This is a genomic window from Mesorhizobium sp. M0870, from assembly GCF_040319775.1.
Classification (GTDB): Bacteria; Pseudomonadota; Alphaproteobacteria; order Rhizobiales; family Rhizobiaceae; genus Mesorhizobium.
The window spans coordinates 186,665-211,865 of the sequence record NZ_JAMYOI010000008.1 but is presented as its reverse complement, the minus strand read 5'-3'; the positions used below and the strand labels follow the sequence as shown (position 1 = coordinate 211,865).

Annotated in this window: 25 protein-coding genes; 14 read left to right on the top strand and 11 right to left on the bottom strand. The window is 61.8% G+C overall.

Annotation, left to right across the window (positions count from 1 at the left end):
* The first annotated feature begins 98 nt into the window (after positions 1-98).
* Positions 99-920, top strand: a complete 822-nt coding sequence (locus NKH97_RS12745; protein ID WP_352797116.1) for a tetratricopeptide repeat protein — start codon at positions 99-101, stop codon at positions 918-920.
* Positions 921-1,004: 84 nt separating this feature from the next.
* On the opposite strand, the gene NKH97_RS12740 is transcribed toward NKH97_RS12745, so the two are convergent.
* The 9 genes from NKH97_RS12740 to NKH97_RS12700 form a co-directional block, all read right to left on the bottom strand.
* Positions 1,005-2,027 carry a type II secretion system F family protein gene (locus NKH97_RS12740; RefSeq protein ID WP_023811371.1) on the bottom strand — a complete coding sequence of 341 codons (1,023 nt, stop codon included), beginning with the start codon at positions 2,025-2,027 and terminating at the stop codon, positions 1,005-1,007.
* A gap of 9 nt (positions 2,028-2,036) precedes the next feature.
* Positions 2,037-3,050, bottom strand: a complete 1,014-nt coding sequence (locus tag NKH97_RS12735) for a type II secretion system F family protein (RefSeq protein WP_352439644.1) — start codon at positions 3,048-3,050, stop codon at positions 2,037-2,039.
* A 29-nt stretch (positions 3,051-3,079) separates the two neighbouring features.
* Positions 3,080-4,582: a TadA family conjugal transfer-associated ATPase gene (locus NKH97_RS12730; protein WP_352439645.1), complete on the bottom strand. Its 1,503-nt coding sequence runs from the start codon at positions 4,580-4,582 to the stop codon at positions 3,080-3,082.
* Positions 4,583-4,611: 29 nt separating this feature from the next.
* Complete coding sequence (locus tag NKH97_RS12725; protein WP_032909185.1) at positions 4,612-5,901, bottom strand: CpaE/TadZ family protein; 1,290 nt, start codon at positions 5,899-5,901, stop codon at positions 4,612-4,614.
* A gap of 38 nt (positions 5,902-5,939) precedes the next feature.
* Entirely contained in the window at positions 5,940-6,677 is a 738-nt protein-coding gene (locus NKH97_RS12720; protein WP_352439646.1) for a CpaD family pilus assembly protein, read from the bottom strand.
* Between the two features lie 14 nt (positions 6,678-6,691).
* Positions 6,692-8,212, bottom strand: coding sequence for a type II and III secretion system protein family protein (locus NKH97_RS12715; protein WP_023811376.1), 1,521 nt, complete (start codon positions 8,210-8,212; stop codon positions 6,692-6,694).
* Complete coding sequence (gene cpaB / locus NKH97_RS12710) at positions 8,209-9,021, bottom strand: Flp pilus assembly protein CpaB (protein ID WP_023811377.1); 813 nt, start codon at positions 9,019-9,021, stop codon at positions 8,209-8,211. Before cpaB ends, NKH97_RS12715 begins: the two co-directional genes overlap by 4 nt.
* A gap of 214 nt (positions 9,022-9,235) precedes the next feature.
* Entirely contained in the window at positions 9,236-9,754 is a 519-nt protein-coding gene (locus tag NKH97_RS12705; protein ID WP_023811378.1) for an A24 family peptidase, read from the bottom strand.
* Between the two features lie 172 nt (positions 9,755-9,926).
* Positions 9,927-10,109: a Flp family type IVb pilin gene (locus NKH97_RS12700; protein ID WP_023811379.1), complete on the bottom strand. Its 183-nt coding sequence runs from the start codon at positions 10,107-10,109 to the stop codon at positions 9,927-9,929.
* Positions 10,110-10,432: 323 nt separating this feature from the next.
* On the opposite strand from NKH97_RS12700, the gene NKH97_RS12695 reads away from it, so the two are divergent.
* The 3 genes from NKH97_RS12695 (at position 10,433) to NKH97_RS12685 (ending at position 12,229) form a co-directional block, all read left to right on the top strand.
* Positions 10,433-10,855 (top strand): pilus assembly protein N-terminal domain-containing protein, encoded by a 423-nt coding sequence (locus tag NKH97_RS12695; RefSeq protein ID WP_013533687.1) that lies wholly within the window; start codon positions 10,433-10,435, stop codon positions 10,853-10,855.
* A 137-nt stretch (positions 10,856-10,992) separates the two neighbouring features.
* Positions 10,993-11,574, top strand: a complete 582-nt coding sequence (locus NKH97_RS12690) for a TadE/TadG family type IV pilus assembly protein (protein WP_023811380.1) — start codon at positions 10,993-10,995, stop codon at positions 11,572-11,574.
* Positions 11,575-11,611: 37 nt separating this feature from the next.
* Positions 11,612-12,229, top strand: coding sequence for a TadE/TadG family type IV pilus assembly protein (locus NKH97_RS12685; RefSeq protein WP_023811381.1), 618 nt, complete (start codon positions 11,612-11,614; stop codon positions 12,227-12,229).
* Positions 12,230-12,259: 30 nt separating this feature from the next.
* Here the strand turns inward: NKH97_RS12685 and NKH97_RS12680 are convergent, their stop codons facing one another.
* Positions 12,260-13,189, bottom strand: a complete 930-nt coding sequence (locus tag NKH97_RS12680) for a phosphate/phosphite/phosphonate ABC transporter substrate-binding protein (protein WP_023811382.1) — start codon at positions 13,187-13,189, stop codon at positions 12,260-12,262.
* Positions 13,190-13,421: 232 nt separating this feature from the next.
* On the opposite strand from NKH97_RS12680, the gene NKH97_RS12675 reads away from it, so the two are divergent.
* The 9 genes from NKH97_RS12675 (at position 13,422) to NKH97_RS12635 (ending at position 23,335) form a co-directional block, all read left to right on the top strand.
* On the top strand, positions 13,422-14,663 hold the full coding sequence (locus tag NKH97_RS12675; RefSeq protein ID WP_023811383.1) for a phosphopentomutase: 1,242 nt from the start codon (positions 13,422-13,424) through the stop codon (positions 14,661-14,663).
* Positions 14,656-15,546: a bifunctional DNA-formamidopyrimidine glycosylase/DNA-(apurinic or apyrimidinic site) lyase gene (gene mutM, locus NKH97_RS12670; RefSeq protein WP_023811384.1), complete on the top strand. Its 891-nt coding sequence runs from the start codon at positions 14,656-14,658 to the stop codon at positions 15,544-15,546. The genes NKH97_RS12675 and mutM overlap by 8 nt, the downstream gene beginning before the upstream one ends.
* Before the next feature lie 134 nt (positions 15,547-15,680).
* Positions 15,681-16,454, top strand: a complete 774-nt coding sequence (locus NKH97_RS12665; protein WP_352439648.1) for an enoyl-CoA hydratase — start codon at positions 15,681-15,683, stop codon at positions 16,452-16,454.
* Between the two features lie 182 nt (positions 16,455-16,636).
* Complete coding sequence (rpsT, locus tag NKH97_RS12660) at positions 16,637-16,903, top strand: 30S ribosomal protein S20 (RefSeq protein ID WP_013533694.1); 267 nt, start codon at positions 16,637-16,639, stop codon at positions 16,901-16,903.
* Positions 16,904-17,827: 924 nt separating this feature from the next.
* Positions 17,828-19,303, top strand: a complete 1,476-nt coding sequence (gene dnaA / locus NKH97_RS12655) for a chromosomal replication initiator protein DnaA (RefSeq protein ID WP_023811386.1) — start codon at positions 17,828-17,830, stop codon at positions 19,301-19,303.
* Between the two features lie 304 nt (positions 19,304-19,607).
* On the top strand, positions 19,608-20,726 hold the full coding sequence (gene dnaN / locus NKH97_RS12650; RefSeq protein WP_023811387.1) for a DNA polymerase III subunit beta: 1,119 nt from the start codon (positions 19,608-19,610) through the stop codon (positions 20,724-20,726).
* A 183-nt stretch (positions 20,727-20,909) separates the two neighbouring features.
* On the top strand, positions 20,910-22,055 hold the full coding sequence (gene recF / locus NKH97_RS12645; RefSeq protein ID WP_352797068.1) for a DNA replication/repair protein RecF: 1,146 nt from the start codon (positions 20,910-20,912) through the stop codon (positions 22,053-22,055).
* A gap of 31 nt (positions 22,056-22,086) precedes the next feature.
* Positions 22,087-22,842, top strand: a complete 756-nt coding sequence (locus NKH97_RS12640) for a molybdopterin-synthase adenylyltransferase MoeB (RefSeq protein WP_352580075.1) — start codon at positions 22,087-22,089, stop codon at positions 22,840-22,842.
* Between the two features lie 4 nt (positions 22,843-22,846).
* On the top strand, positions 22,847-23,335 hold the full coding sequence (locus NKH97_RS12635) for a GNAT family N-acetyltransferase (protein WP_352797066.1): 489 nt from the start codon (positions 22,847-22,849) through the stop codon (positions 23,333-23,335).
* Positions 23,336-23,368: 33 nt separating this feature from the next.
* Here NKH97_RS12635 and NKH97_RS12630 read toward each other — a convergent pair whose 3' ends face one another.
* Complete coding sequence (locus NKH97_RS12630; RefSeq protein WP_023811391.1) at positions 23,369-24,370, bottom strand: 2-hydroxyacid dehydrogenase; 1,002 nt, start codon at positions 24,368-24,370, stop codon at positions 23,369-23,371.
* 219 nt (positions 24,371-24,589) lie between these two features.
* Between NKH97_RS12630 and NKH97_RS12625 the strand changes: the two genes are divergently transcribed.
* Entirely contained in the window at positions 24,590-25,150 is a 561-nt protein-coding gene (locus NKH97_RS12625; protein WP_352797063.1) for an SH3 domain-containing protein, read from the top strand.
* The last annotated feature ends 51 nt before the right edge of the window (positions 25,151-25,201 follow it).

The following is a 25,201-nucleotide window of genomic DNA, read 5'->3' as shown; positions in this document are numbered from 1 at the left end:
GTCGCCATTCTTAACCGTCCGTTAGGGTTAACAGAATATTTCTGCGGGAGGGAAGACGGCCACGCAATGGCCGCGCATGAATGGAGGCTTAGGTGGCCATGCCGACCAACCGCAGGATCGATGCCAGGGGAAAACGGCTCATCATCACGGCCCTTGTGCTGGCGCTGGCGGCGGGCGTCGCCGGTTGCGGAACCGACAAGCTCTCCACCGGCTCTATCGCACGCACCGGCGGCAAACCGCTGGAAAGCATGTCGGCCGGGGAACTGCACAATGCCACCGGCGCACTCGGCCAATCCTACGCGAAGAACCCCAACGACAAGCGGATCGCGACGAATTATGCGGCGGCATTGCAGATGGATGGCGACGCCGATCAGTCGCTCGCCGTGATGCGCAAGCTCGCCATCGCTTTCCCCAAGGATCGTGACGTGCTTGCCTCCTATGGCAAGGCGCTGGCCGCCAATGGCCAGTTCGAGGCGGCGCTCGACGCCGTGCGCCGCGCTCAAACACCGGAATATCCCGACTGGAAGCTGGTGTCGGCCGAAGCGGCCATTCTCGACCAGACTGGCCAGAAGGACGATGCACGCCAGCTTTACCGCAAGGCGCTCGACCTCAAGCCGAACGAGCCTTCCGTGCTCTCCAATCTTGGCATGTCGTATGTGCTGGAAGGTGACCTGCGCACCGCCGAAACCTATATGCGCTCGGCCGCGCAGCAGCCGAATGCGGACAGCCGCGTCCGCCAGAACCTGGCACTGGTCGTCGGCCTGCAAGGCCGGTTCGACGAGGCCGAGAACATCGCCTCGCAGGAGCTCTCGCCCGAACAGGCGCAGGCAAACGTCGCCTATCTCAGGCAGATGTTGGCCCAGCAGAATGCCTGGAGCCAGCTCAAGGACCAGGACAAGCCGAAATCCGCGACCAACTGAGACCACAATCCCGATGCCCAACGAAGAAGCCGCGCTGCATGCGCGGCTTCTTCGTTTGAGGGAATGCAGGAATTTACCTCGCCGCTACTGGGCGTTTGTTGCCGGCGCCGCATGATCGCCGAAGATACCGCGTTGGCTGACCTGAATGCCGGCGGGACCCAAAATGATGGCGAAGAGCACCGGCAGGAAAAACAGGATCATCGGCACGGTAAGTTTTGGCGGCAGGGCGGCCGCCTTCTTCTCGGCCGCATTCATGCGCATGTCGCGGCTTTCGGCGGCAAGCACGCGCAGTGCATGCGCCACCGGCGTGCCGTAACGCTCGGCCTGGACGAGCGCCTGCGACACCGACTTGACCGAATCCAGGCCGGTGCGGCTTGCCAGGTTCTCGTAGGCCTGCTTGCGCTCCGGCAGATAGGAAAGCTCGGCGTTGGTGAGGATGAATTCTTCCGCCAGCGCCACCGATTGCGCACCGATCTCGTCGGCGACCTTGCGCAGTGCCGCTTCCACCGACATGCCCGATTCGACGCAGATCAGCATCAGATCGAGCCCATCCGGCCATGCCATCTGGATCGACTGCTTGCGCTTGGTGGCGCGGTTGTTGACGTAGATGACCGGTGCGTAGAAGCCGCCGTAAGCAACGAGGACGCAGACGAACAGCCTGATGACCAGTGGCTTGTCGGGCAGCCCTCCGAGCACGAAGATGTAGATTGCGGCCAGCGCGAAACCGACAAAAGGAAGCACGAGACGGAAGAAAAGGAACCGCGTCAGCGGATTCTGTCCACGAAAACCGGCCACCTTGAGTTTCTGCAATGTGCTCTCATCGGCGAGCGCGCGTCTCAGATCCAGCCGGTCGACAATGTTGCGCATGCCGATCGACTGTTCCTCGCGCAAGCCCTTGCGACGGCGGTCGGCCTCGACCGCAAGCCGGGCGCGCTGTTGCGCACGCAGTTCGTCGCGTTCCAGCGCAACGGATTTCATGCGTGACTTGAGCTGGTTTCCGCCAAACGCCGGCAGCAAGGTGAGGACGGTCGCAAACACCGCTATCGCGACCAGCATCGCGATCAGGAAGCTCGGATCCGTCAGGGTCTTGATGACTTGCTCGGTCATGCCAGCATCCTAGACTTCGAAGTTCATCATCTTGCGCATCACCAGGATGCCGATCGACATCCAGACCGCAGAGCAACCAAGGATCAGGTTTCCGACGCTGGTGTTGAAGAGCGGCATCAGGTAGGCCGGGCTCGACAGGTAGACGAGAAAGGCGACGATGAAGGGCAGCGCACCGATGATCGCGGCGGACGCCTTCGCTTCCATCGACAGCGCCGCGACCTTGGCTTTCATCTTCTTGCGATCGCGAAGCACGCGCGAAAGATTGCCCAGCGCCTCGGAGAGATTGCCGCCGGCCTGCGATTGAATCTGGATAACGATGCCGAAGAAGCTTGCCTCGGTGCAAGGCATGGTTTCGGGCATGCGCAAGGTCGCGTCGGGGATAGAGAGGCCCATCTGCTGTGAATCGACGATGCGGCGAAACTCGGTCTTCACGGGTTCGGGCGATTCGTTGGCGATCAAGCGCACGGCGTCGTTCAGCGGCAGGCCGGATTTGACCGCGCGCACGATGATGTCGAGCGCGTTTGGAAATTCGTTGAGGAATGCCTTGACCCGGCGGGCGCGACGAAACGTGACGAACCAGCGCGGCAGGCCCAGCCCCCCGGCCAACAGCACGCCCGGCAAGGCGATCAGCGGGGCTCCGGCCACAAAGGCGACCATCGTCAAAACGATGCCGCATATTGCGGAATATATATAGAAACGCTCGATGGTGGTCTTGAGGCCGGCCTGACGAAGCTGGGCTTTCAGCGGCGGTTTCTTGACGCGGCTGTCCTTGGTTTTCTGCTTGGCGTCGAGTTCGTTGAGAGAATCCTGAACCGATTTGCGCCGCTTGGTGGCTTCCGCCACGCGGTCGCGCGAGGCCTTGACGACGGAGCGATCCGTCTCGGCGGTCCTGATCGTTTCGAGCCGCTTGCCGGCCTGTTTCTCGTTGCTGATCCGGGTGAACAGAAATGCATAGGCGACGGCGCCGGCGCTGAAGCCGGCGAGCACGACAAACGCCAGTACTGTGCCGTCAATTCCAAACATTGGCCCGAACCCTTACACCCCAGCATACGTCAGTCAGCGCGTTTCTCCATCGCCTCGAGCGCAATGGCGAGACGCTGCTCCTCGCCGTAATAGCGTGCACGCTCCCAGAAATGCGGACGGCCGATGCCGGTCGATACGTGCTCACCCAGCAGCCGGCCGTTGGCGTCCTCGCCCTTGATGTTGTAGAGGACGATGTCCTGCGTGATGATGACGTCGCCTTCCATCCCGATCACCTCGGTGATGTGGGTGATGCGGCGCGATCCGTCGCGCAAGCGCGCCGCCTGGATGATCACGTCGATGGAGCCGACGACGATTTCGCGCACTGTCTTTTGCGGCAGCGAATAACCGCCCATGGCAATCATGGATTCGATACGGTTCAGGCATTCGCGCGGGCTGTTCGAGTGGATCGTGCCCATCGAGCCGTCATGGCCGGTGTTCATCGCCTGCAGCAGATCGAACACTTCGGGTCCACGCACTTCGCCGACGATGATGCGCTCGGGCCGCATGCGCAGACAGTTCTTGACCAGGTCACGCATCGTCACCTCACCCTCGCCCTCCAGATTGGGCGGGCGGGTTTCGAGGCGTACCACATGCGGCTGCTGCAATTGCAGCTCGGCCGAGTCTTCGCAGGTGATGACGCGCTCCTCGCGGTCGATATAGTTGGTCAAGCAATTGAGCAGCGTCGTCTTGCCCGAACCGGTGCCGCCCGAGATCACGATGTTGCAGCGAACACGGCTGATGATCTTGAGGACTTCGGCGCCCTGCGGCGAGATGGCGCCGAACTTGACCAATTGATCGAGCGTCAGCTTGTCCTTCTTGAATTTGCGGATGGTGAGCGTGGCGCCATCGATGGAGAGTGGCGGCGCGATGACGTTGACGCGGGAGCCGTCGGGAAGGCGCGCGTCGCAGATCGGGCTGGATTCGTCGACGCGGCGGCCAACCTGGCTGACGATGCGCTGGCAGATGTTGAGGAGCTGCTGGTTGTCACGAAAGCGGATGCCGGTCTGTTCGACCTTGCCGTTGACTTCGATGTAGACGTTCCTGGAGCCGTTGACCATGATGTCTGCGATGTCGTCGCGGGCGAGCAGCGGCTCGAGCGGCCCATAACCGAGCACGTCGTTGCAGATGTCCTCGAGCAGCTCTTCCTGCTCGGCGATCGTCATTGCGAAGTTCTTGATCGCGATGATGTCGTTGACGATATCGCGGATTTCCTCGCGCGCGCTTTCAGGATCAAGCTTGGAAAGCTGCGACAGATCGATGGTGTCGATGAGCGCGGAGAAGACCTGGCTCTTGGTATCGTAATAAGTTTCGCTCTTTTCGCGCTGTGCCCGCTTCGGCTCAGGCGCCAATGGCGGTGCCTCGACCGCACGGCGCGCCGGCGGTGCGACAGGCGCGCTTGGCGCCGCCGCGGGCCGGGTCAGAACCGCCGTGTCCATGGAACCTGCAGCCGGCGGCGCAACGGGCGCCGGTGCTGGCTGGCGAAATTCCGGCGTGAACCGGTTGCCGTCGTCGCTGCCTCTTTTACCAAACATGATCGACTACCGATTCCACTGCTGAAGCGTCACTTCTTGTTGCGCGAGAGCTTGCCGAGCAGGCTGCCGAGCCCGGCCTTCTTCTTGATCTTGATTTCGCTGCGCCCGGTCAGCACATGCGCCATTTCGTTGATCATCGCGACGACCGGGTTCTTGGCATCCATTTCGCCAAGCATGCGTCCGTTGTTGGCGGCATTGCCGAACAGCAACGGATCAAAAGCAATGACCGACATTGGCGACAAGCCGAGCGGCTCGGCGAAGTCGGACGGCGAAATCTCCGGGCGCTTCGGCACGCCGGCCTGGTTGATGATCAGCTTGGGCGGCGGATCATTGGGACGAAGCCGCTTGAGCATATCGACGAGGTTCTTGGTGTTGCGCAGATTGGCAAGTTCCGGTGTCGCGGTGATGACGATCTCGTCGGCCTTGACCAGGGTGTTCTTGGTCCAGCCCGTCCAGGCATGGGGGACGTCTAGCACCAGAAGCGGCACGCTGCGCTGGGCGGTGTCGATGAGCTGAACGAAGGCCTCGGGATCGAAATCATAGACCCGTTCGAGCGTCGAAGGTGCTGCCAGCAGCGACAGATGCTCGGCGCACTGGGTCAGCAGCCGGTCGAGATAGACTTCATCGATGCGTTCCGGTGAAAACACCGCCTCGGCGATGCCTTGCGCCGGATCCTGGTCGAAATTCATGTTGGCGGTGCCGAAAGCCAGATCGAGATCGGCGACGACCACTTCGGATTTGAACAGGGAGGACATCGCCCAAGCCACATTGTGGGCGATCGTCGAGGAGCCGACACCGCCCTTGGCGCCGACGAAGGCGATCGAGCGGCCGAGCGGCTCGGCTTCCGGATCGATAAAAATCGACGACACCACGCTGACGATGTCGGCCATCGAGACCGGCGCGATCACATATTCGGAAATGCCGTTGCGGATGAGCTCGCGGTAAAGGCCGACATCATTGTAGTGGCCGATCACCACCACCTTCGACGTCGGATCGCAATATTCCGAAAGCTGGGCGAGTTGTTCCAGCAATTGCTTGGGCTCGCTGCGCGATTCCAGCAGGATCAGGTTGGGCGTCGGCGCCGATTGGTAGAATTCGATGGCGGTGGGGACGCCGCCCATATGGACCTTGAGATGCGCCTTCGTCATGCGGCGGTCCTCGCCGGCGCGCTCGACCGGGTTGGCGACACCCTCGGTCTCGCAGAATGCCTGGATCGAGATGCGCGGGATCGGCCGCAACGCCTGCATCGCGGCGATGTCCTGCTGCGAGGTATCGCTGCCATCCACCGGGGCGTCGTAGGCAAGGTTGCTCATCGTCATGCTCTTTCCCGTGGCCTGTTCTATCCGAGACTGGCGGCTTAGTAGTCTACTTCCGAATTGCCCAGGAACTCATCCGAAATGCCTCTTGCACGGTAGACATCGATCACCGCGCCGCGATTTTCAGCATCGATTGTGGACGGCTTGCGCGGGCCGAGCAGATCGGCCGGGTTGGCCATCTGGGCGGCAAGATTGTTCTGATAGGAGCAGCCGAAGTCGGCATAGTGCTTATTCTCCGACGTATCGACGAGGTCGGCTGGCCAGCGTCCGCATTTGTCGGTCTGCGCCCTCACCGCAACATAAGCGACGCGGACCGGCGAGGATATCTCGCTCGAGGCGGCCTGGTAAGAGGTGACGACAAGCCGGTTGCGCTTGACGCCGCTGGCGATCGCGAGCCGGGCGAAATCACGGGCCGCCGCGGTCGCGGCGACCTCGTTGGCCGATCCGCTCGGGACCTGGATCGTCAGCGTCGGGGCGGCACTTCTGTCATAGCCATCGAGGAAGCCAAGAAGTGTATCGCGCTGAGAGCCGGTCATGCCGCGGTCACCGGCACCAACCGGGAGGTCGATCTTTTGATTCTTCTCGGCGATCACGATCGGATGGTTGGTGCGGTAATCGTCCGGAATGGCGCCGACCGTGATGCTGTCGCGCTGGGCGCAGCCGGCCAGCAGAGCCGCCACCGCAACCGCCAGGACAGGAACGGCTCCCCGGCAGACCCGCGAGCGGCCAAAGCGCATCGCTGCCGCGATGGTGCTTGCCTTCAATGCTGACTGAGACATGTCCGCTTCCCCGCTCACTTGTAGATGAAGCCGACAACGCCGTGGTAGCGGCCGTTGGGCTTGTCTGTCTGCATGGTGCCGTAGACGCGATTGACGCGGCCAAGGAACATGCCGGCGCCATCGCTGGCGGCGTTGAAATTGTCGTCCGGCTTGGCAAGGTCGTTGCGTGCTACCGGCTTCACCAGATAGGGCGTGATGATGATCACGAGCTCGGTCTCGTTGCGCACGAAGTCCCTGCTGCGGAAGAGCGCGCCGAGCACCGGTATCTTTGTCAGTCCGGGCAACCCATTGACGGCTTGCCTGACATCGTCGCGAACCAGGCCGGCGATCATCATGGAGCCGCCTGAGGGCAGTTCCACCGTCGTATCGGCAAGACGCTTGCGCAGCGACAGGGCATTCATTCCGGGACTGGTCACGCCCGAGGAGAGCGATACGGATCCCTCGGTTGTCGGCTCGGAAACCGACGTCCTGACCTTCAGGCTTATGCGGCCGGGAGACAACACCACCGGCTGGAATTCCAGGCCGATGCCGTACTCGATCTTGTCGAGGGTGTAGGTTTTCAGGCCAGTCTGGTTGTCGGAGGATACGTTCTGGGAGACGCTGCTCACCATATTGTATTCACCGCCGACCTTGAAGGTCGCCTTCTCGCCTGATACGGCGGTCAGGGTCGGCTCGGCCAAGGTCTTCATGACCCCGGACTGCTCCATGGCGTTGATATAGGCCTGCAGCCCCGACGCGCCGATCTGGAAGCCCGAATTCGACAGCTGCTTGCCAAGGCCGGTGAAGTTGTCGCTGATCGAGCCGTAGCTGATGCCGTTGCTGCCACCGCTGCCGACCATGTTGACGCCAAGTTGCTTCATCACCGAACGGCTGACTTCGGCGACCGTGACCTTCAGCGTGACCTGGTCGTCGCCAATGATCTGCAGCAGGTTGACGATCTTGCTGGTGCGGCGCTCCTGGTCCGGGTTGTTGATGTCGACACCGCTCTGGGCCGAACCGCCGGCCGCCGTCTGCGAATATTGTCCCGTCGTCGCTTCACCACCCGAAACGAAGATCGTCGCCAGGTCGACCGCGCGTTTTGCGTCCAGCGGCGTGTCGACCGTTCCGGTCAGGACGACGTTGTCGTTGAGCAGTTCCACCTTGATGGTGGACGTCGGCAGGAAGCGCCTGATATAATCCTCAAGGCCGGCAACATCGCGTTCGACAGCCAGGTCCAGGCTGACGATCTGCTCGCCATTCGGGCCGAAGACAAAAATGTTCGTCTCGCCGACCGCCTTGCCGAACAGATAGATGCGCCGCGCGGTGCGGGTCACCGCATCGGCAACTGCCGGGTTGGCAACGAGAATGTCGTAGGCATCGCTCGGCAGGTCGATGACCACAGACTTGTTGAGGCCGAGCTTGACGCGCTGGGTGGCCGTCGATGCCGTGACCTGCGCGTTCTTTGCCTCGACGACGCTGCCTTGCAAATTCGATCCGACGAGCAGCAGGCCGAACGCCGCGGCTACAATTGCCGGCAGTTTACCGCTTAGCCTCATTTCCTTGCTCCCACTTCGGAAACTTCGCCCGACTTGATCAGCCTCACCGTTCCCCTGCGGCCATTGCCGGAAACGAGATAGTCGGCCTCACCCAGATTCTTTTCCTGCGTGTCCGCGACTGCCCGCAGCGCCAGGGTCAGGCGATCCGCCATCTGTTGGGCGACGGTGATGATCTCCGCCTGCTTGGGCGTCAGTTCCAGCGTTGCAGTCTGACCTACCCTGGTCTTCTTGCCTTCCTCGTCCTCCTGAATGGTCTGGTCGATGGCCAGGACGCGGATGTTCTTGAGGATGGTCTCGGTGTTGAAGCCGGCGGCGCCGCTGGCGGCATCGGCCCTGCGGGTCATGATGACGTCGACGAAATCGTTGGGAAGAATGAAGCCGCCGGCCGACGTATCGGCCGAGATGGCCGTGGCGACCGCCCGCATGCCGGAAGGCAGGATCGACGACATGAAGCTCTGCCCCTCGCCGATCAGCTTGGACCGCCGCAGCGGTTCTCCGGCATACATCGCCACACGGGCAACGGAACTCTTCAGCTTGTCCAGTGCCTCGGGCTCGGCGGTGCGGGTGATGAAATTCGCGTTGACGCCGTCGGCGGGCCAGGATTGCCAGGCGATGTTGTTTTGGATCGGGCTGCCCATCGGAACGTCGCCTGAAAGCACAAGCACATCCTGGAGTGCCACTGCCGGGGCCTGGGGACCGGAATCGACGACGACCTGGGGCGGCGGTGCCACCATGTTCTTCGCGACATAGCCAGCGCCACCCGCCGCAGCCACCGCCACGCTCAGAATTATCAATCGCGATGCTGGCATTTGTCCGAACCCTTGCCCTGGCAAACCACGTAGCCAAGCCGGACTTTGCAGCGGCAATCGTCAAAACAAGGTTAATGTAATGCTTACGATCGTGATTAATTTAAGGTTTACATAAATTAGCCGGAATGTGGTCTGGACGGCCAAAATGGCCGGGCCGGCCCTGTTGAGAACGGGGTTTCGGCAATGCTGACAGACAATAAAAATAAGATCGTGCTCAAGCCGCCAGCCTGGCAAGCGCCCATACCATCAAAGGCGAATCCGGATAGGTCAGCAACCCGCCAAGGCCGAGCGCGACGCCATAGGGGACACCTTTTGCCTCGTCGGCGAAATGGCGCAGAAACGGATTTTGGCCGGTAACGGCCGCAAGCAGCGACTTCCGGTAGAGGATGATGGCGAGCGTCAGCAGGCCGCCGATGATTGTCGAGGCGACAAAATATTCGACGAGATTGATATTGAGGCCCATCCACATCGCGCTGGCGGCCAGAAGCTTGGCGTCGCCGCCGCCCATGCCGCCCATTGCAAACAGGCCGAACGTCACAGCCAGGACCAGGGCGCCGGCGGCGAAATGTCCGCCATAGACCGCCCAGTCCATACCCGTCAGCGGCGCGACCAGCGCGAAAACGACGACGAGCAGCACCGGCACGCGATTGGCGATCGTCATCGACAGCATGTCGGAGATCGCGGCAAACAGCATGCAGAACGGAAAGACGACGAAGATCAGGGCTTCAAGCATCGGCGCTATGCCTATTGTCCGATTTCACGGGGCTCAATCTAAGTATGTTCGATTAACGATTGATGAGGCCAGGAACGAAAAGACGACCTATACTGGCGGCGGCATAGAAAAAGGGCCACCACGTGGCGGCCCTTTTCCAGAACGCAATCCAAATGCTCGGCGATAAGGCCGATCAGCTGCCGCTCGGCGTGCCGTTCAAGGTGGTTCCGATGTTGGTGAACTTAGCATTGAGCGCATTGCCGAGCGTGCCGGCGCCAGTGATGATGGCGAGCGCGATGAGAGCGGCGATCAGACCATATTCGATAGCGGTCGCGCCGGATTCGTCCTTCACAAAACGTGCGATGAGATTAGACATTCGAGAGCTCCTACTCCACGTGTTACAGCACTTCCGTCAACTTCTGTGATGGTTGATCGGATGCTGCCAATCTAGGGAGAAGCTCTTTCGATCGGCTTAAGAAACAGCCTTACCGATTCCTTTCCCGGTTCGAACATATTGCGTGGTTAACCTGGGGCTAATATACCACTGAGCCTTCTCGCCCCGGGTTTGTGGACTTCCGGACAGCGCCCGGCGGGCGTCCTTGTCTGCCATCGCATCATTGGCGACACCGCATGCTTAACCGTTGGTTCACCAATCTCGTTCATGTTCCGTTGATCAGTCCGCCTGCGTGGAGCGCCTCAATGGCCCAGCCGAGATCGTCAATCCTGATTGCCGCGCTTCTTGCCGTCTCGAGCTTCGTCGCGCCCGCCATGGCCGGCGCCGGCATCGAGGTCACGATGAACCAGGCCAAGATCGTCAAACTGTCGCGTCCCGCCGACACCATCGTGGTCGGCAACCCGGCAATCGCCGACGCTTCGGTGCAGGACGCTTCAACGATCGTGCTCACCGGCAAAGGCTTTGGGGTCACCAATCTGGTTGTGCTCGATACGGACGGCAGCCCCATCGTCGACGAGCAGGTTACCGTGGTGCGGCAAGCCGCCTCGTCCGTGCGCATCTATCGGCGCGCCGAAATCCAGACGATGTCGTGCACACCCTATTGCGAAAGCTCGTACAAGAGCGAAGCGGAGAAGTCTTCGGAAGCGGAGATGAGCGTCAGCCGATAGGTGGCGTTGCCGACTGCCGTTCCGGTTATTGGCTGGTTAAGAGGCCTGCGCCGACTTTAACGATCATCCAAACCGGACCTCAATCGGTTTGCGCTAATGCTCCTTCCGAGACCGCATAGAGATCGGCAGGATTGGACATGAGCACGGAATTCGGCTGCGCAGGCGACCACAGAGCGGGACGCCGAAGGTTTTTCGCCCGCTTCCTTCGTGACCGGCACGGCGCCACGGCAATCGAATTCGCGATCCTTTCAGTCCCCTTCGCGCTGCTTGTCTTTGCCATTCTGGAAAGCTGCATCTCGTTTGCCGGCCAGGAGGTGATGGCCAACGTCACCGACGATGTGGCGCGCAAGCTGCGCACCGGCCAGTTGAGGGCGGCTGACGTTGCCGGAACCAATTTGAGGGACATGATCTGCACGAAACTGCAGATCATCGTTTCCCAGGATTGTCCCAATCAACTGCTGGTGGATCTTCGCCAATATACGTCGTTCGCCGATGCGGCCACGGCTGGCTTCAAGATCCAGAACGGCGATGTCGTACTGACGAAAGGCACCGCAACCCAATCGTTCTCAGTGACAGCGGGTGCGGCGGAGTCGAGGAACATGCTTCGGGTCTTCTACAAGTGGCCTGTTATGACCGATCTGCTGGCGCAGTCGATGGGCGGCAACAAGACCCTGCATTTCGCATCGGTGACCTGGCAGAACGAGCCGTTCGACAACTGAGCGGAATGCACGAGCAGTATAAGAAAAGGGCAAGGGCATGATGCGTGCGGGGGCACATCTTATGATTACGGGAGTTTGGCGGAAAGCAAGTCGATTCTGGTCCGATCGCCGTGGCATCGCGGCGGTTGAATTCGCGTTGATCATGCCAATTCTGCTGATCATGTATTTCCTCACAATGGAAGCGTCGCAAGCCATCGAGACCAGCAAGAAGGTCAGCCGTATCGGCAGCATGGTGGCCGATCTCGTCACCCAGCAGACAAGCGTCCTCAAGGCGGATGTCGACGCCATCATGCAGATCGGCAGCGTCACCCTTCAGCCCTACAACCGCTCGCCCCCTAGCATCACCATCACGGCGATACAGGTTACGCCCGATGCGACGAGGGCACTGGTGGTTTGGTCACGCAAATTGGTCGCCGGCGTCGCCAGCCGTGGCGCCGGCGCCACCACCGAGACAACGATCCCGACGTCGCTCAGAGTCGCCAACACGTTTCTCATTCGCGTCGAAAGCAACCTCGGCTATACGCCAGCCATCGCGTGGAGCGCGAGCAGTCAACAGAAGCTTGGACTGACCTCGGCTTTCAGCAACATAACCATGGGCGAAACCTATTATCTGCGCCCCCGCAGAAGCGTGACGATCCCTTGCAGCGACTGTTGAACAGAACCAGCTAGGCCCTGCGCAGGGCCGCTACTGCTGCGGCTCACGGTCCGAAACGAAGCGCACGATAGCAGCGGCCATCTCGTAGTCTTTTGGCGCCACGCGAGCGAAGCCGCCGGAATGTCCCGATTCCAGGAGGGCGTAGATATCGGGCGTCGTCGACTTGAGGTTGGTGAGGAACACGGCAAGTCGACGCTTGGCTTCCGGGTCGAGATCGCTGCGGACCGCGTGCGGGCCGTATCTCAGCAGACCCGACGTCCACACGACACGAAGCGCCGTCACCGAGAGCCCTGCCGCCTCCAACCTGGCCTGCGTGCCCGACGGTTCTCGCGGGCCGTCGGCAGCGGCCGTCACCCAGCCAAACAGGCCATCAGCCTTGCCGTCGACCAGCATCGTCTCGGCCGCCGCGGCCGAATCGGCACGGGCCAGAAACGGTGCATCTTCCGCGATCTTGCGGCCTTCCGCGGCCAACGCCGCCAATGGCAGGAGAGAACCGCCGACGCTGTCCGAAGGCGCCATGGCGATACGATGGCGGTCCATCGCCGCAAGGTCGGGCAGCTTGCCGTCCCGCGTCAGCAGAACGGAGCGGATGCCGATCGCGCCGTCTGAATCGACCGGAGCGACAAGCGGTTCGATACATAAGCAGCGCTGCGAGGCCGTTGCATAGGCGGTGGCCGAATAGATCGCATATTCGATGCGGGAATCGGCCTGCGCCTCGATCAGCGCGGCATAATTGCGGGCAACGACAAACTCGACCTTCATGCCCAATGCTTTGGTGTAGGCGTCGGTCAACACAGCCAGCCCCGGAACGGCGTTGCCGGCACCTGGCTCGGCAACGATGCCTATGCGAAACGTGCCGATATCATCGCGCCAGTCGGCATGCGCCGGGTTGGACCAGAGCCCGACGAGCGCGCCCGGCCCCAGCAACAGAGCGGCATATGTCTTTAACGCAACCCTCATGACAGAACCGCCGTCTGTTTTCCCGGATCGATGCTCAGATCGTCATTCCCAAACCGCTGCGCACTTTTGGGCGACGCACTGCTTGCTTTGGGCAAGTCGTTGCCCCCAAAACCGCTGCGCACTTTTGGGCGATATGCACTGATTGTCACGCCTGCCCGTTGCCGTTTGGTTTCCGAATTGCCAATGAAGTCGCGGAACCCTATGTCTGGTCGGTCAAACTGGCAACAACTTGATGGCGCGCGCTTTCCTCTTCGTCCTGGATTCCTTCGGCATCGGCGGCGCGGCCGACGCCGACCGCTACGGTGACGCCGGCGCCAACACATTCGCGCACATCGCAGAGGCCTGTGCGGAGGGCCGTGCGGATCGCGAAGGGTCTCGTAGTGGACCGCTGTTTGTCCCTCATATGGCCTCACTCGGGCTTGGCAAGGCTGCCGAAACCGCGACGGGACTGGGATTTGCCAACAGCGGGGCGGATATGCTCCCAACTGCCTTTCACGGCGCCGCACAGGAGGTTTCGAGCGGCAAGGATACGCCATCCGGCCATTGGGAAATCGCCGGCCTGCCGGTGCGCCTCGACTGGGGCTATTTCCCGGATACGGTTCCGGCCTTTCCGGCCGAACTGACCGAGGCGATCATCCGTGAAGGCAAGGTGCCGGGCATTCTCGGCAATTGCCATGCGCCGGGCACCGAGATCATCGAGCGCTTCGGTGAGGAGCACATCCGGACCGGCAAGCCGATCTGCTACACGTCGGTCGACTCGGTCCTGCAAATCGCCGCGCATGAAGTCCATTTCGGCCTCGACCGGCTTTATGAATTCTGCCAGGTGGTGCGCAGGCTGGTTGACCCGCTGAGGATTGGACGGGTGATCGCGCGGCCGTTCGTCGGCGAAACCACCGCCACTTTCGAGCGGACATACAACCGTCATGACTACGCCGTGCCTCCGCCGGAACCGACCCTGCTCGACCGGCTGACGGCGCGTGGCAGCCGTGTCATCGCCGTCGGCAAGATCGGCGACATCTTCGCCCATCGCGGAATTTCGCAAGTGCGCAAGGCGGCAGGCAACATGGCGATGTTCGACGAGGCGCTGGGTGCGATCGATGATGCCGGCGACGGTGACCTCGTCTTCGCCAATTTCGTCGACTTCGACACCGAATTCGGTCACCGCCGCGATGTCGCAGGCTATGCTGCCGCGCTCGAGGCCTTCGACCTGCGGCTGCCGGAAGCATTTGCGAGGCTGCGGCAGGGCGATCTTCTCATCCTGACGGCCGACCACGGCAACGACCCGACCTGGGGCGGGACCGATCACACGCGCGAGCGCATTCCGGTGATCGGCACTGGACCGGGTCTCAAGGGCGGCGACATCGGACTGAGAACGACATTCGCCGACATTGGCGAGACCCTGGCCGAGCATCTCGGGCTGGCGCCCGGACGCTACGGCACTTCTTTCTATACGGCGATCGGCGGTCATGCCTGAATTGCCGGAAGTCGAAACCGTCCGGCGCGGACTTCAGCCGGTTCTGGAAGGCGCCACCATCGCCCGCGTCGAGGCGCGCCGACCGGATCTGCGCTTTCCATTTCCCGAGAAATTCGCGCAGCGGCTGACCGGCAAGACGATCACGGCACTCGGCCGCCGGGCCAAGTATCTGACGATGGACCTGGAAGGCGGGCCCGTGCTGATCTGCCATCTCGGCATGTCGGGCTCATTCCGCGTCGAGACGGCCGATGGCAGCGACATGCCCGGCATCTTCCGGCACGACCGCTCGAAAAGCTCCAATCACGACCACGTCGTCTTCCATGTCGAGTCTCCAACCGGTGCCCGGTCCCGCGTGATCTTCAATGATCCGCGCCGCTTCGGCTTCATGTTGTTTGCGGAGGGACTGCCGGACGTTCACCCGATGCTGGCTGGACTTGGCGTCGAGCCTACGGGCAACACATTGGACGGTGCGCTGCTCGCCTCATTGATGAAGGGGCGGCGATCACCACTGAAGGCAGCGCTTCTCGACCAGAGGCTGATCGCCGGGCTCGGCAACATCTATGTGTCGGAGGCGTTGTGGCGTGCCGGCCTGTCGCCGCTGCGCGAGGCGGGCACGATCGCCAGGCCCGGAAAGAAAGCCCAAGCCCAAAGCGAACACCTCGCGCAAGCCATTCGTTCGGTGATATCGGATGCGATCGCAGCCGGCGGCTCCTCACTGCGGGACTATATGCAGACCGATGGGTCGCTGGGCTATTTCCAGCACGCCTTCGCCGTCTACGACCGCGAAGGCGAGGCCTGCTCCAAGCCCGGCTGCGGCGGCCACATCGAACGGATCGTGCAGAGCGGCCGATCGACCTTTTATTGCCGGACATGTCAGCGGTGAGTTTGAGCAATTCCAGGAAAAGTGTGAAACGGTTTTCCGTCGAGAATTGCGTCGAGACAAGGAGATGGGAGCGGTTCTGCGTTTCCGTGAAACGATGAACCGCTCTAGACGAGCGTGAGCAAGGAGAAGCAGCCATGGCCTATGAGACGATCATCACCGAGACGCACGGCAAGGTTGGGCTGATCACGCTGAACAGGCCGCAGGCGCTCAACGCGCTGAATTCGCAGATTCTGACCGAAGTGGTGGCAGCCGTGAACGGGTTCAGCGCCGATCCAGATATCGGCGCCATGGTCATCACGGGTTCCGAAAAGGCTTTCGCCGCCGGCGCCGATATCAAGGAGATGCAGTCCATCTCCTACGCGGACGCCTACGCTCAAGACTTCTTCGTCGGCTGGGAGGAACTGACGCGGGCGCGAAAGCCTATTATCGCGGCGGTGGCGGGCTATGCACTCGGCGGCGGCTGCGAGCTGGCGATGATGTGCGATTTCATTATCGCCGCCGACACGGCCAAATTCGGCCAGCCCGAGATCAGCCTCGGCGTCATTCCAGGCATGGGCGGGTCACAAAGGCTGACCCGCTTCGTCGGCAAGTCGAAAGCGATGGACATGTGCCTGACCGGGCGGATGATGGATGCCGCCGAGGCCGAGCGTTCTGGTCTGGTGTCGCGGGTCGTGCCTGCCGGCGAGCTTGTCGAGGAGGCGCTGAAGGCCGCAGCCAAGATCGCCGCTTTCTCACTACCATCGGTGATGATGGCGAAGGAGGCTGTCAACCGCGCCTTCGAGACGACGCTTGCCGAGGGATTGCGGTTCGAGCGCCGGCTGTTTCACTCGCTGTTTGCACTGGACGATCAGAAGGAAGGCATGGCGGCCTTTGCCGAGAAGCGGAAGCCGAATTTCACCAACCGCTGACGCCAATCCCTTGGCCGCGAAGAAGATGGCTGTTGGCCGCCAAAAAGAAGACCGGGCAGCGTTGACGCGCCGGAAAAGCTGAACTATAAGCCGCACCAACCGAGGCGGCCCCGTGGCTGCCCGTTTGTTTTTTGCGCCCTGCGGCATTCCGCATGCGCCGACCAGATCAGAAGAGAGGCATCATGGCCAATACATCCTCGGCCAAAAAGGCAACGCGCAAGATCGTCCGCCGCGCAGCGATCAACAAGAACCGCCGCTCGCGCGTCCGCACCTATATCCGCCAGGTCGAAGAGGCGCTTGCCTCCGGCGACAAGGCTGCCGCACAGGCTGCCTTCAAGATCGCGGAGCCGGAATTGATGCGCGCCGCGACCAAGGGCGTGATTCACAAGAACACGGCGTCCCGCAAGGTGTCGCGACTGGCTCAGCGGGTCAAGGTACTGTCGGCCTGACATTACTTGCCTAGACTGACGTTCTTCGAACCCGGCCGTTTGTGCCGGGTTTTTTCGTTTGCCGGCAAGCACTTAAAAAGAATGTCCGGAAACGGCGTCTTAGGCGGATTTCACAATTGGGAATAGTTTGCCGGCATATGCATGCCTGCTGTTGATCGGCATGCTTGAAAAGGGCCAGCTTAATGATTCTTAACTGTCAGAAATAGCTTATAATTTTCAGACACTTACTGATGGTGATCCACAGCTTGTCCACACCGGGCCGACCCGATCGGGGACAAGTCGCTGTCAAGCGAATTATTTCAGAATATTTCTCTCAGCGTCCGGTTTTTCATATTCGCCGGAAAAGGGTTTGAATCACAATGGCTTTGTTAAAATGTGCCGTCACGGCACGCCACTCGAACCCGCCTCCAGTAACCAGATTCCTTAAAAATCCGTTAGACGTGGCCTTGCCCTATCCACAGCGATTTCGGTAGTGTCGATCTATCGAAAGGGACGGGCTCTGGCTCTTAACCCAAGCCTGAATCGGCCAGCTTAAATTGGCGGGATTTGCAACGCGGATCAAGTCCGCGGACGGGTTTGGTTTGTCTTTTTCGATACGGTAGGGGACTGGCGTAACTAGACATGGCAGGTAGACGGCGCGCCGGCGCTCCTTTCGCCGGACGGTGTTGTATTGCCCTGACATACCCAACGCGGACTGGCTTCCATGGGCCGGCACCGGTTCCCGCAGATAATGGGCGACGTTCATCTGCCGGCGGCGGCAGCGGACATCGTAGCAAAGACTTAGGTCGCCGGAACCGGATGCAGGAGGCGCATCCCCGGTGGAAACAGGTACGGAAGAACAAGGAAAAGATCATGCAGAGCGGCATCGAAAGGGAGCTTACGGGCGACCTCCCATTTCCTGGAACTTTGATCGGAGCAAACGACATGGCGGTGTCCAGCGACGCGGAACAGAAATTCGACCGGGTCAAAGCCCAGTTGAAGGCGCGCCTGGGAACCGAAGTCTATTCGAGCTGGTTTGGCCGCATGAAGGTCGCCGAGGCTTCCAAGGGCATCGTCCGCATCTCGGTGCCTACTGCCTTCCTGCGCTCATGGATCAACGGCCACTATCTCGACCTCATCTCCGAGTTGTGGAAGCAGGAGGATCCCGATCTCCTCAAGATCGACATCGTCGTGCGCACGGCAACCCGTCAGGGACGCAGCCAGGCCGAGCCAGAGGTAACGCCAGCACGCAGCAAGGTGACACGGCAGACGCAGACGGCGCTTGCCGCCGGCACAGTCAGCCCCAGCCGGGTGGAGCGCGCACCGGCTCCGCGTCCGGGCACACCGATCGAGAGCGAATTCCGCCACAACGTTTTGGGATCACCGCTCGATCCGCGCTACACGTTCGGCTCCTTCATCGAGGGACCGTCGAACCGGGTGGCCTTCGCCGCCGCCAAGGCAGTGGCGGAATCGCAATCGAGCGCGGTGCGCTTCAATCCGCTTTTCCTTCACGCAACCGTCGGGCTCGGCAAGACACATTTGCTGCAGGCCATCGCCGCGGAATCGCTGAAGCAGAACCCCAAGTCGCGCGTCGTCTATCTCACGGCCGAGTATTTCATGTGGCGCTTTGCCACCGCGATCCGCGACAACAACGCGCTGACGCTCAAGGAACAGCTGCGCGACATCGACCTGCTCATCATCGACGACATGCAGTTTCTGCAGGGCAAGTCGATCCAGCACGAATTCTGCCACCTCATCAACATGCTGCTCGACAGCGCCAAGCAGGTCGTCGTCGCCGCCGACCGGCCGCCATCGGAACTGGAATCGCTCGAACCGCGGGTCCGTTCGCGCCTCAATGGCGGTGTCGCGCTTGAAATGTCGGCGCCCGATTTCGCCATGCGCCTCGGCATGCTCAAATTGCGCCTTGCCACGGCCAGGAGCGACGACGCGTCGCTCGACATTTCGGAGGAGATCCTCAATCACGTCGCCCGCACCGTGACCGGCAGCGGACGCGAGCTGGAAGGCGCCTTCAATCAGCTTTTGTTCCGTCAATCCTTCGAGCCGCAGATCACCATCGACCGGATCGACGAAATCCTCGGCCACATCTATCGCACCGGCGAGCCGAAGCGTGTCCGTATTGAGGACATCCAGCGCATCGTGGCGCGTCACTACAATGTGTCGAAGACCGAATTGCTGTCCAACCGGCGCACGCGCACCATCGTCAAGCCGCGGCAGGTCGCCATGTACCTGTCGAAGGTGATGACGCCGCGCTCGCTGCCTGAGATCGGACGGCGTTTCGGCGGCCGCGATCACACCACGGTGCTGCATGCCGTGCGCAAGATCGAGGACCTTTCCGGCAACGACAACACGCTGGCGCAGGAACTTGAGCTTCTGAGGCGGTTGATCAACGACCAGGCCTGATCCTCCGGGGATGGCAGAGCCGGAACAATACCGGAATTCAATGGCTTGCCAGTGCGGCGCTGGGCCTGGATCGGGCTCGTGGCGCCGCCTGGGAGCGATCTGGATTTCGGTTTTACGACACTGGCTAGCGGACTTCGGGCGCGTTATCCCCAGAAAGCCCGCCTAGTCGGCCTGAACCGGTGGCGCGGGCTTGCGTTTGCTGGTTTTTTCCTGTCAGTTTACGCAGATTCTGAGCCTGTTCAGACCTTTCGCGGGACGCCGCCCACTGGTGACCCGTCATTCATTCAAGCGAGCCTGTTTCGTCATGCGTGTTATCCTGGAACGGTCAAATCTCCTGAAGTCGCTCAACCACGTCCATCGTGTGGTCGAGCGGCGAAACACCATACCGATCCTGTCCAACGTGCTGCTCAGCGCCGAAGGCGCCAGCCTTGAAATGAAGGCGACCGATCTCGACCTCGAGGTGACCGAAGCGACGCCCGCCAAGGTGGAGCGCGGCGGGGCGACGACAGTCCCGGCACATCTGCTCTACGACATCGTGCGCAAGCTTGCCGATGGCGCCGAGGTGATGCTGAAGACGGACGAGGACGGCAACGCCATGACGGTGACGTCTGGCCGCTCGAGCTTCCGCCTTCAGTGTCTGCCGCAATCCGACTTCCCGGAGCTCTCGGCCGGATCCTTCTCGCATATCTTCCGTCTCGACTCGGTTGCCCTGAAAGGCCTGATCGAGAAGACCCAATTCGCCATCTCCACCGAGGAGACGCGCTATTACCTGAACGGCATCTACCTGCACACGCATGAGGTCGGCGGCAAGCTGAAGCTGCGCTCGGTGGCGACCGACGGCCACCGCCTGGCGCGCGCCGAGATCGATGCGCCAGCGGGTTCCGAAGGCATGCCGGGCATCATCATTCCGCGCAAGACGGTGAGCGAGCTGCAGAAGCTCGTCGACGATCCGGATGTCGCGGTCACCACCGAACTGTCGGACACCAAAATCCGCTTCACCATCGGCAGCGTGGTTTTGACCTCGAAGCTGATCGACGGCACCTTCCCCGACTATCAGCGGGTCATTCCGACCGGCAACGACAAGAAGCTGATCATCGACCGCCAGAGCTTTGCCGCCGCCGTCGATCGTGTCTCGACCATCTCTTCCGAACGCGGCCGCGCGGTGAAGCTGTCGATCAGCGAGGGTCAGGTGACGCTTGCGGTCAACAATCCGGATTCAGGCAGCGCCACCGAAGAACTGTCCGCCGACTATTCATCCGATCCGATCGAGATCGGCTTCAACGCCAAGTACCTGCTCGACGTTGCCGCGCAGCTGACCGGCACGGAGGCCAAGTTCATGCTGGCGGATGCCGGTTCGCCGACACTGATCCACGACATGGCCGACGAGACCGCGCTTTATGTGTTGATGCCGATGCGGGTGTAGCGGCGCGGTGTCAGCACTTCGGTCCTGTTGTGAACGGCGGCAAGCGCGATATTTACGGCAACTCCTAGAGCAATTCCAGGAAAAGTGTGAAGCGGTTTTCCGTCCGGAATTGCGTCAAAACAAAGAGATAGAGCGGTTCTGCGTTTCCGTGAAACGATGGAGCGCTCTATAGGCGGATAGCGGTTGCCGGGACAGAACCATATAAGTAAGCTAACACTTACTAATTTCCGCAACTATGCGGCGCTGACGATCGATCTGGCGCCAGGTGCCGTGGTTTTTTCCGGCGACAACGGCGCCGGCAAGACCAATCTCCTCGAAGCGATCTCCTTTTTGACACCAGGGCGTGGCTTGCGCCGCGCCCCTTACGCGGATGTCGCACGCGAGCGCGGCGACGGCGGCTTTGCATTGCATGCCCGGCTCGACGGACCTGACGGCCAAGTCGAGATCGGAACAGGCATTTCCGGCGGCGACACCGCCGGCGAAGGCGGCAGGCGGGTGCGCATCAATGGAGCTCCGGCGCGTTCGGCCGAGGACATGCTGGAATGGCTGCGCGTGGTGTGGCTGACGCCGGCCATGGACGCGTTGTTCACCGGGCCGGCCGCGGATCGCCGGCGCTTTCTCGACCGGCTGGTGCTGGCGATCGATCCCGGCCACGGGCAACGTGCGATCGACTACGAGAAGGCGATGCGTGGCCGTAACCGCTTGCTTACTGAAGGCTCTCGAGACGGCCGCTGGTTCGACGCTATCGAGACGCAGATGGCCGAAACCGGTGTGGCGATCGCCGCCGCGCGGGCCGAGATGGTGCGTCTTCTCGCCGCCATGATCGACAGGCTGCCCGACACAGGACCGTTTCCGCAGGCCGACATCGGCCTTTCGGGCGATCTGGAAGCCGAGATTGCCGTCGCGCCGGCAGTCGATGTCGAGGAACGCTTCCGCCGGACGCTTGCCGACGGCCGTGAGCGCGACCGCGCCGCCGGGCGCACGCTCGATGGCCCGCATCGTTCGGACCTGATGGTTCGGCACCGCCCCAAGGCGATGCCGGCCGAGCTTTGCTCGACAGGCGAGCAAAAGGCGCTGCTGGTCGGCATCGTGCTGTCGCATGCAAGGCTGACCGGCGAAATGTCGGGCATGACACCGATCCTGCTGCTCGACGAGATCGCCGCGCATCTCGACAGCCGGCGCCGCACGGCGCTGTTTTCCATCCTGGAGGAACTGAACTGCCAGGCGTTCATGACAGGAACCGATGCTGCGCTGTTTTCCAGTCTCCAGGGACGCGCGCAATTCCTGACTGTCGACCATGGGACGGTTGGGCCAACCGAAGATCCCTGACAAGGTTTTTCAGTCCCTGTATGATCAGGCAATGACCACTGCCGCCCTGACCGCAGACGAGATCGAACGCTATGCCCGCCACATCGTGCTGCCGGAGATCGGCGGAGCCGGCCAGCAAAGGCTGAAACAGGCCCGGGTGCTGGTCATCGGCGCTGGCGGGCTGGGCGCGCCGGTGCTTGAATATCTCGCCGCCGCCGGCGTCGGCACACTAGGCGTGGTCGATGACGACACCGTTTCGCTGTCCAATCTGCAGCGCCAGGTCATTCACGGTACCGACACTGTCGGCCTGCTGAAAACCGATAGCGCCAAGGCGGCAATCGCTCGCATCAATCCCAACACAATTGTTGAAGCGCACACAATCCGGCTGACCAAGGACAATGCGCCCGCCCTCGTCGCCCGCTATGACATCGTCGTCGACGGTTCCGACAATTTCGAAACGCGCTATGCCGTGGCCGATGCCTGCGCGAGCGAAGGCAAGCCGCTGGTGCATGCCGCCGTCGGACGCTTCGATGGTTCGGTAACGGTGCTGAAGCCATTCGAAGACGGCAAGGACGGCAAACCCAATCCAGGCTATCGCGATCTGTTTCCCGAGGCGCCGCCGCCGGGCCTGGTGCCGTCCTGCGCCGAAGCCGGCGTGCTTGGCGCGCTGGCCGGTGTCGTCGGCACGCTGCAGGCCATGGAGGCGATCAAGCTGATCACCGGCGTCGGCGAACCGCTGGTCGGCCGGCTGCTGCTCTATGATGGGCTGGCGGCGCGCTTCGACACCATCCGCTACAAGAGAAGCTGAATTCTTGGACCGGATCGAAGCTGTCTCCATCACGCGGATCCCGACCGATTTCGACCGCTGGGACGATGTGCTCGCATTGATCATGCGCGCTTTCGCCTCGATGGACGGCGTCATCGACCCGCCCTCCTCGGCCCACCTTTTGACCACCGACACTCTGCGGGACAAGGCGCGGTGGGAGACCGGCTTCGTCGCGCTCAAGGGCGATCGGATCGTCGGCTGCGTCTTTGCCCTTGAAAAGGTGACAGAGTTCTATGTCGGCAAGCTCGCGGTCGCGCCGGACTGCCAGGGACAAGGCATTGGCCGGCGGCTGATGCAGGCGGTCGAAGACCTTGCCCGCAGCCGCGGCAAGACGGCAATCGAGCTTCAGACGCGGATCGAGCTGACCGGGAATCATGCGGCCTTTGCTCGCCTCGCCTTTCGCGAAACTGAACGTACGGCGCACGAGGGCTATGCCAGGCCGACCTCGATCACCATGCGCAAAGCCATCCCGTAAGGTTTATCTTACGGTTTGTGGGCCGCGACAGCGTCAGGTCCTGAGCGGCAGCACCCGATCCGGCGGGCGGTGGCCGTCGACGAAGGCGCGGATATTGATGATGACCTTCTCGCCCATGTCGATGCGGCCCTCGAGCGTCGCCGAGCCCATATGCGGCAAAAGCACGACCTTGTTCTTGGCGGCGAGCTTCAGCAGCTTGCTGTTCAAGGCCGGCTCATGCTCGTAGACATCGAGCCCGGCGCCGGCGATCTTGCCGTCCTGAATCAGCTTGACCAGCGCTTCCTCGTCGATGATGTCGCCACGTGCGGTGTTGACGACATAGGCAGTCGGCTGCAGCAGCGCCAGCCGCCGCGCCGAAAGCAGATGGAAGGTTGCCGGCGTCGAGGGACAGTTGACCGAGATGATATCCATGCGGGCCAGCATCTGGTCGAGGCTTTCCCAATAGGTCGCCTCCAACCCGTCTTCCACGGCCGGCAGCACGCGGTGGCGATTGTGATAATGGATCGACAGTCCGAAGGCCTTGGCCCGCCTGGCGACGGCGGTGCCGATGCGGCCCATGCCGACAATGCCGAGCCGCTTGCCCCAGATGCGCCGGCCCAGCATCCAGGTCGGCGACCAGCCAGCCCATTTCTTGTCACCGGTGAGCACATTGGCACCTTCCGCCAGCCGCCGCGGCACCGCCAGCATCAGCGCCATGGTCATGTCGGCGGTGTCCTCGGTCAGGACATTCGGCGTGTTGGTGACGGTGATGCCCCTCTTGGCCGCGGCCGCGACATCGATCTTGTCGACGCCATTGCCAAAATTCGCGATCAGTTTGAGGTTGTCGCCGGCCTGGGCGATCAGTGCGGCGTCGATCTGGTCGGTTACCGTCGGCACCAGCACGTCGGCCTCCTTGACCGCCGCGACCAGTTCCGGCTGCGTCATCGGCCGGTCCTCGACATTCAGCCTTGCGTCGAACAACTCGCGCATGCGGGTCTCGACGGGGTCGGGCAGCTTTCGCGTGATGACGACGAGAGGCTTCTTTTTGCCTGCCATTGTTTCCCTCTCGAGTACTTGCCGCAATTCCGAACGCAAAACCGCTTCACACTTTTGCTGGAATTGCTTCTAACCCGATCTCGTTGAGACCTCTTTAACCAAGACCGGCGAAACTGAAAGCCGGTCGCGGTGCCGATTACTCCCTGTAACAAGCGGTGCCGCCGAAGACAAAGAAAAAGGGGCGCCGAGGCCGATGGGCAAGCGCCGAAAGGAATGAAAGTGTCTGGTTTCGCGTCGCTTCGCCTGACCCTCAGCGCAGCATTTCTCGGCGCTCTGCTTTATTCTCCGCTTGCGGGCGCGCAGAGTGCCGCAGCACCTGCCCAGGGCGTCGTCACGCTTGGTCCGAGCGGCCTGCCGCTGCCGCGCTTCGTCAGCCTGAAATCCGGCCGCGTCAACTCGCGCGTCGGTCCCGGGGCCAACTACTCGGTCGACTGGATGTATATGAAGGCCGGCCTGCCGATGGAGATCATCCAGGAATTCGACACATGGCGCCGCGTGCGCGATGCCGATGGTTCGGAAGGCTGGATCAACCAGTCGCTGCTTTCCGGCCGGCGCACGGCAATCGTTGCCCCGTGGCAGCGCGGCAAGGGTGCCCAAATCAACCTTCTCAACAGTCCCGACAAGGACGCAAGGGTGGTCGCGATGATCGAACCTGGCGTCATGGGTACGATCAAATCCTGCGACGGCCAGTGGTGCGAAATGACGTTCGACGGCCACACCGGCTGGCTTGCCCAGTCGGTTGTCTGGGGCGCCTATCCCGGCGAACGGGTCAAGGACTGACAACTTCATCGCGAGGCTCGGAAGAACTCGGGATCAGAAATAGGCCGGCAA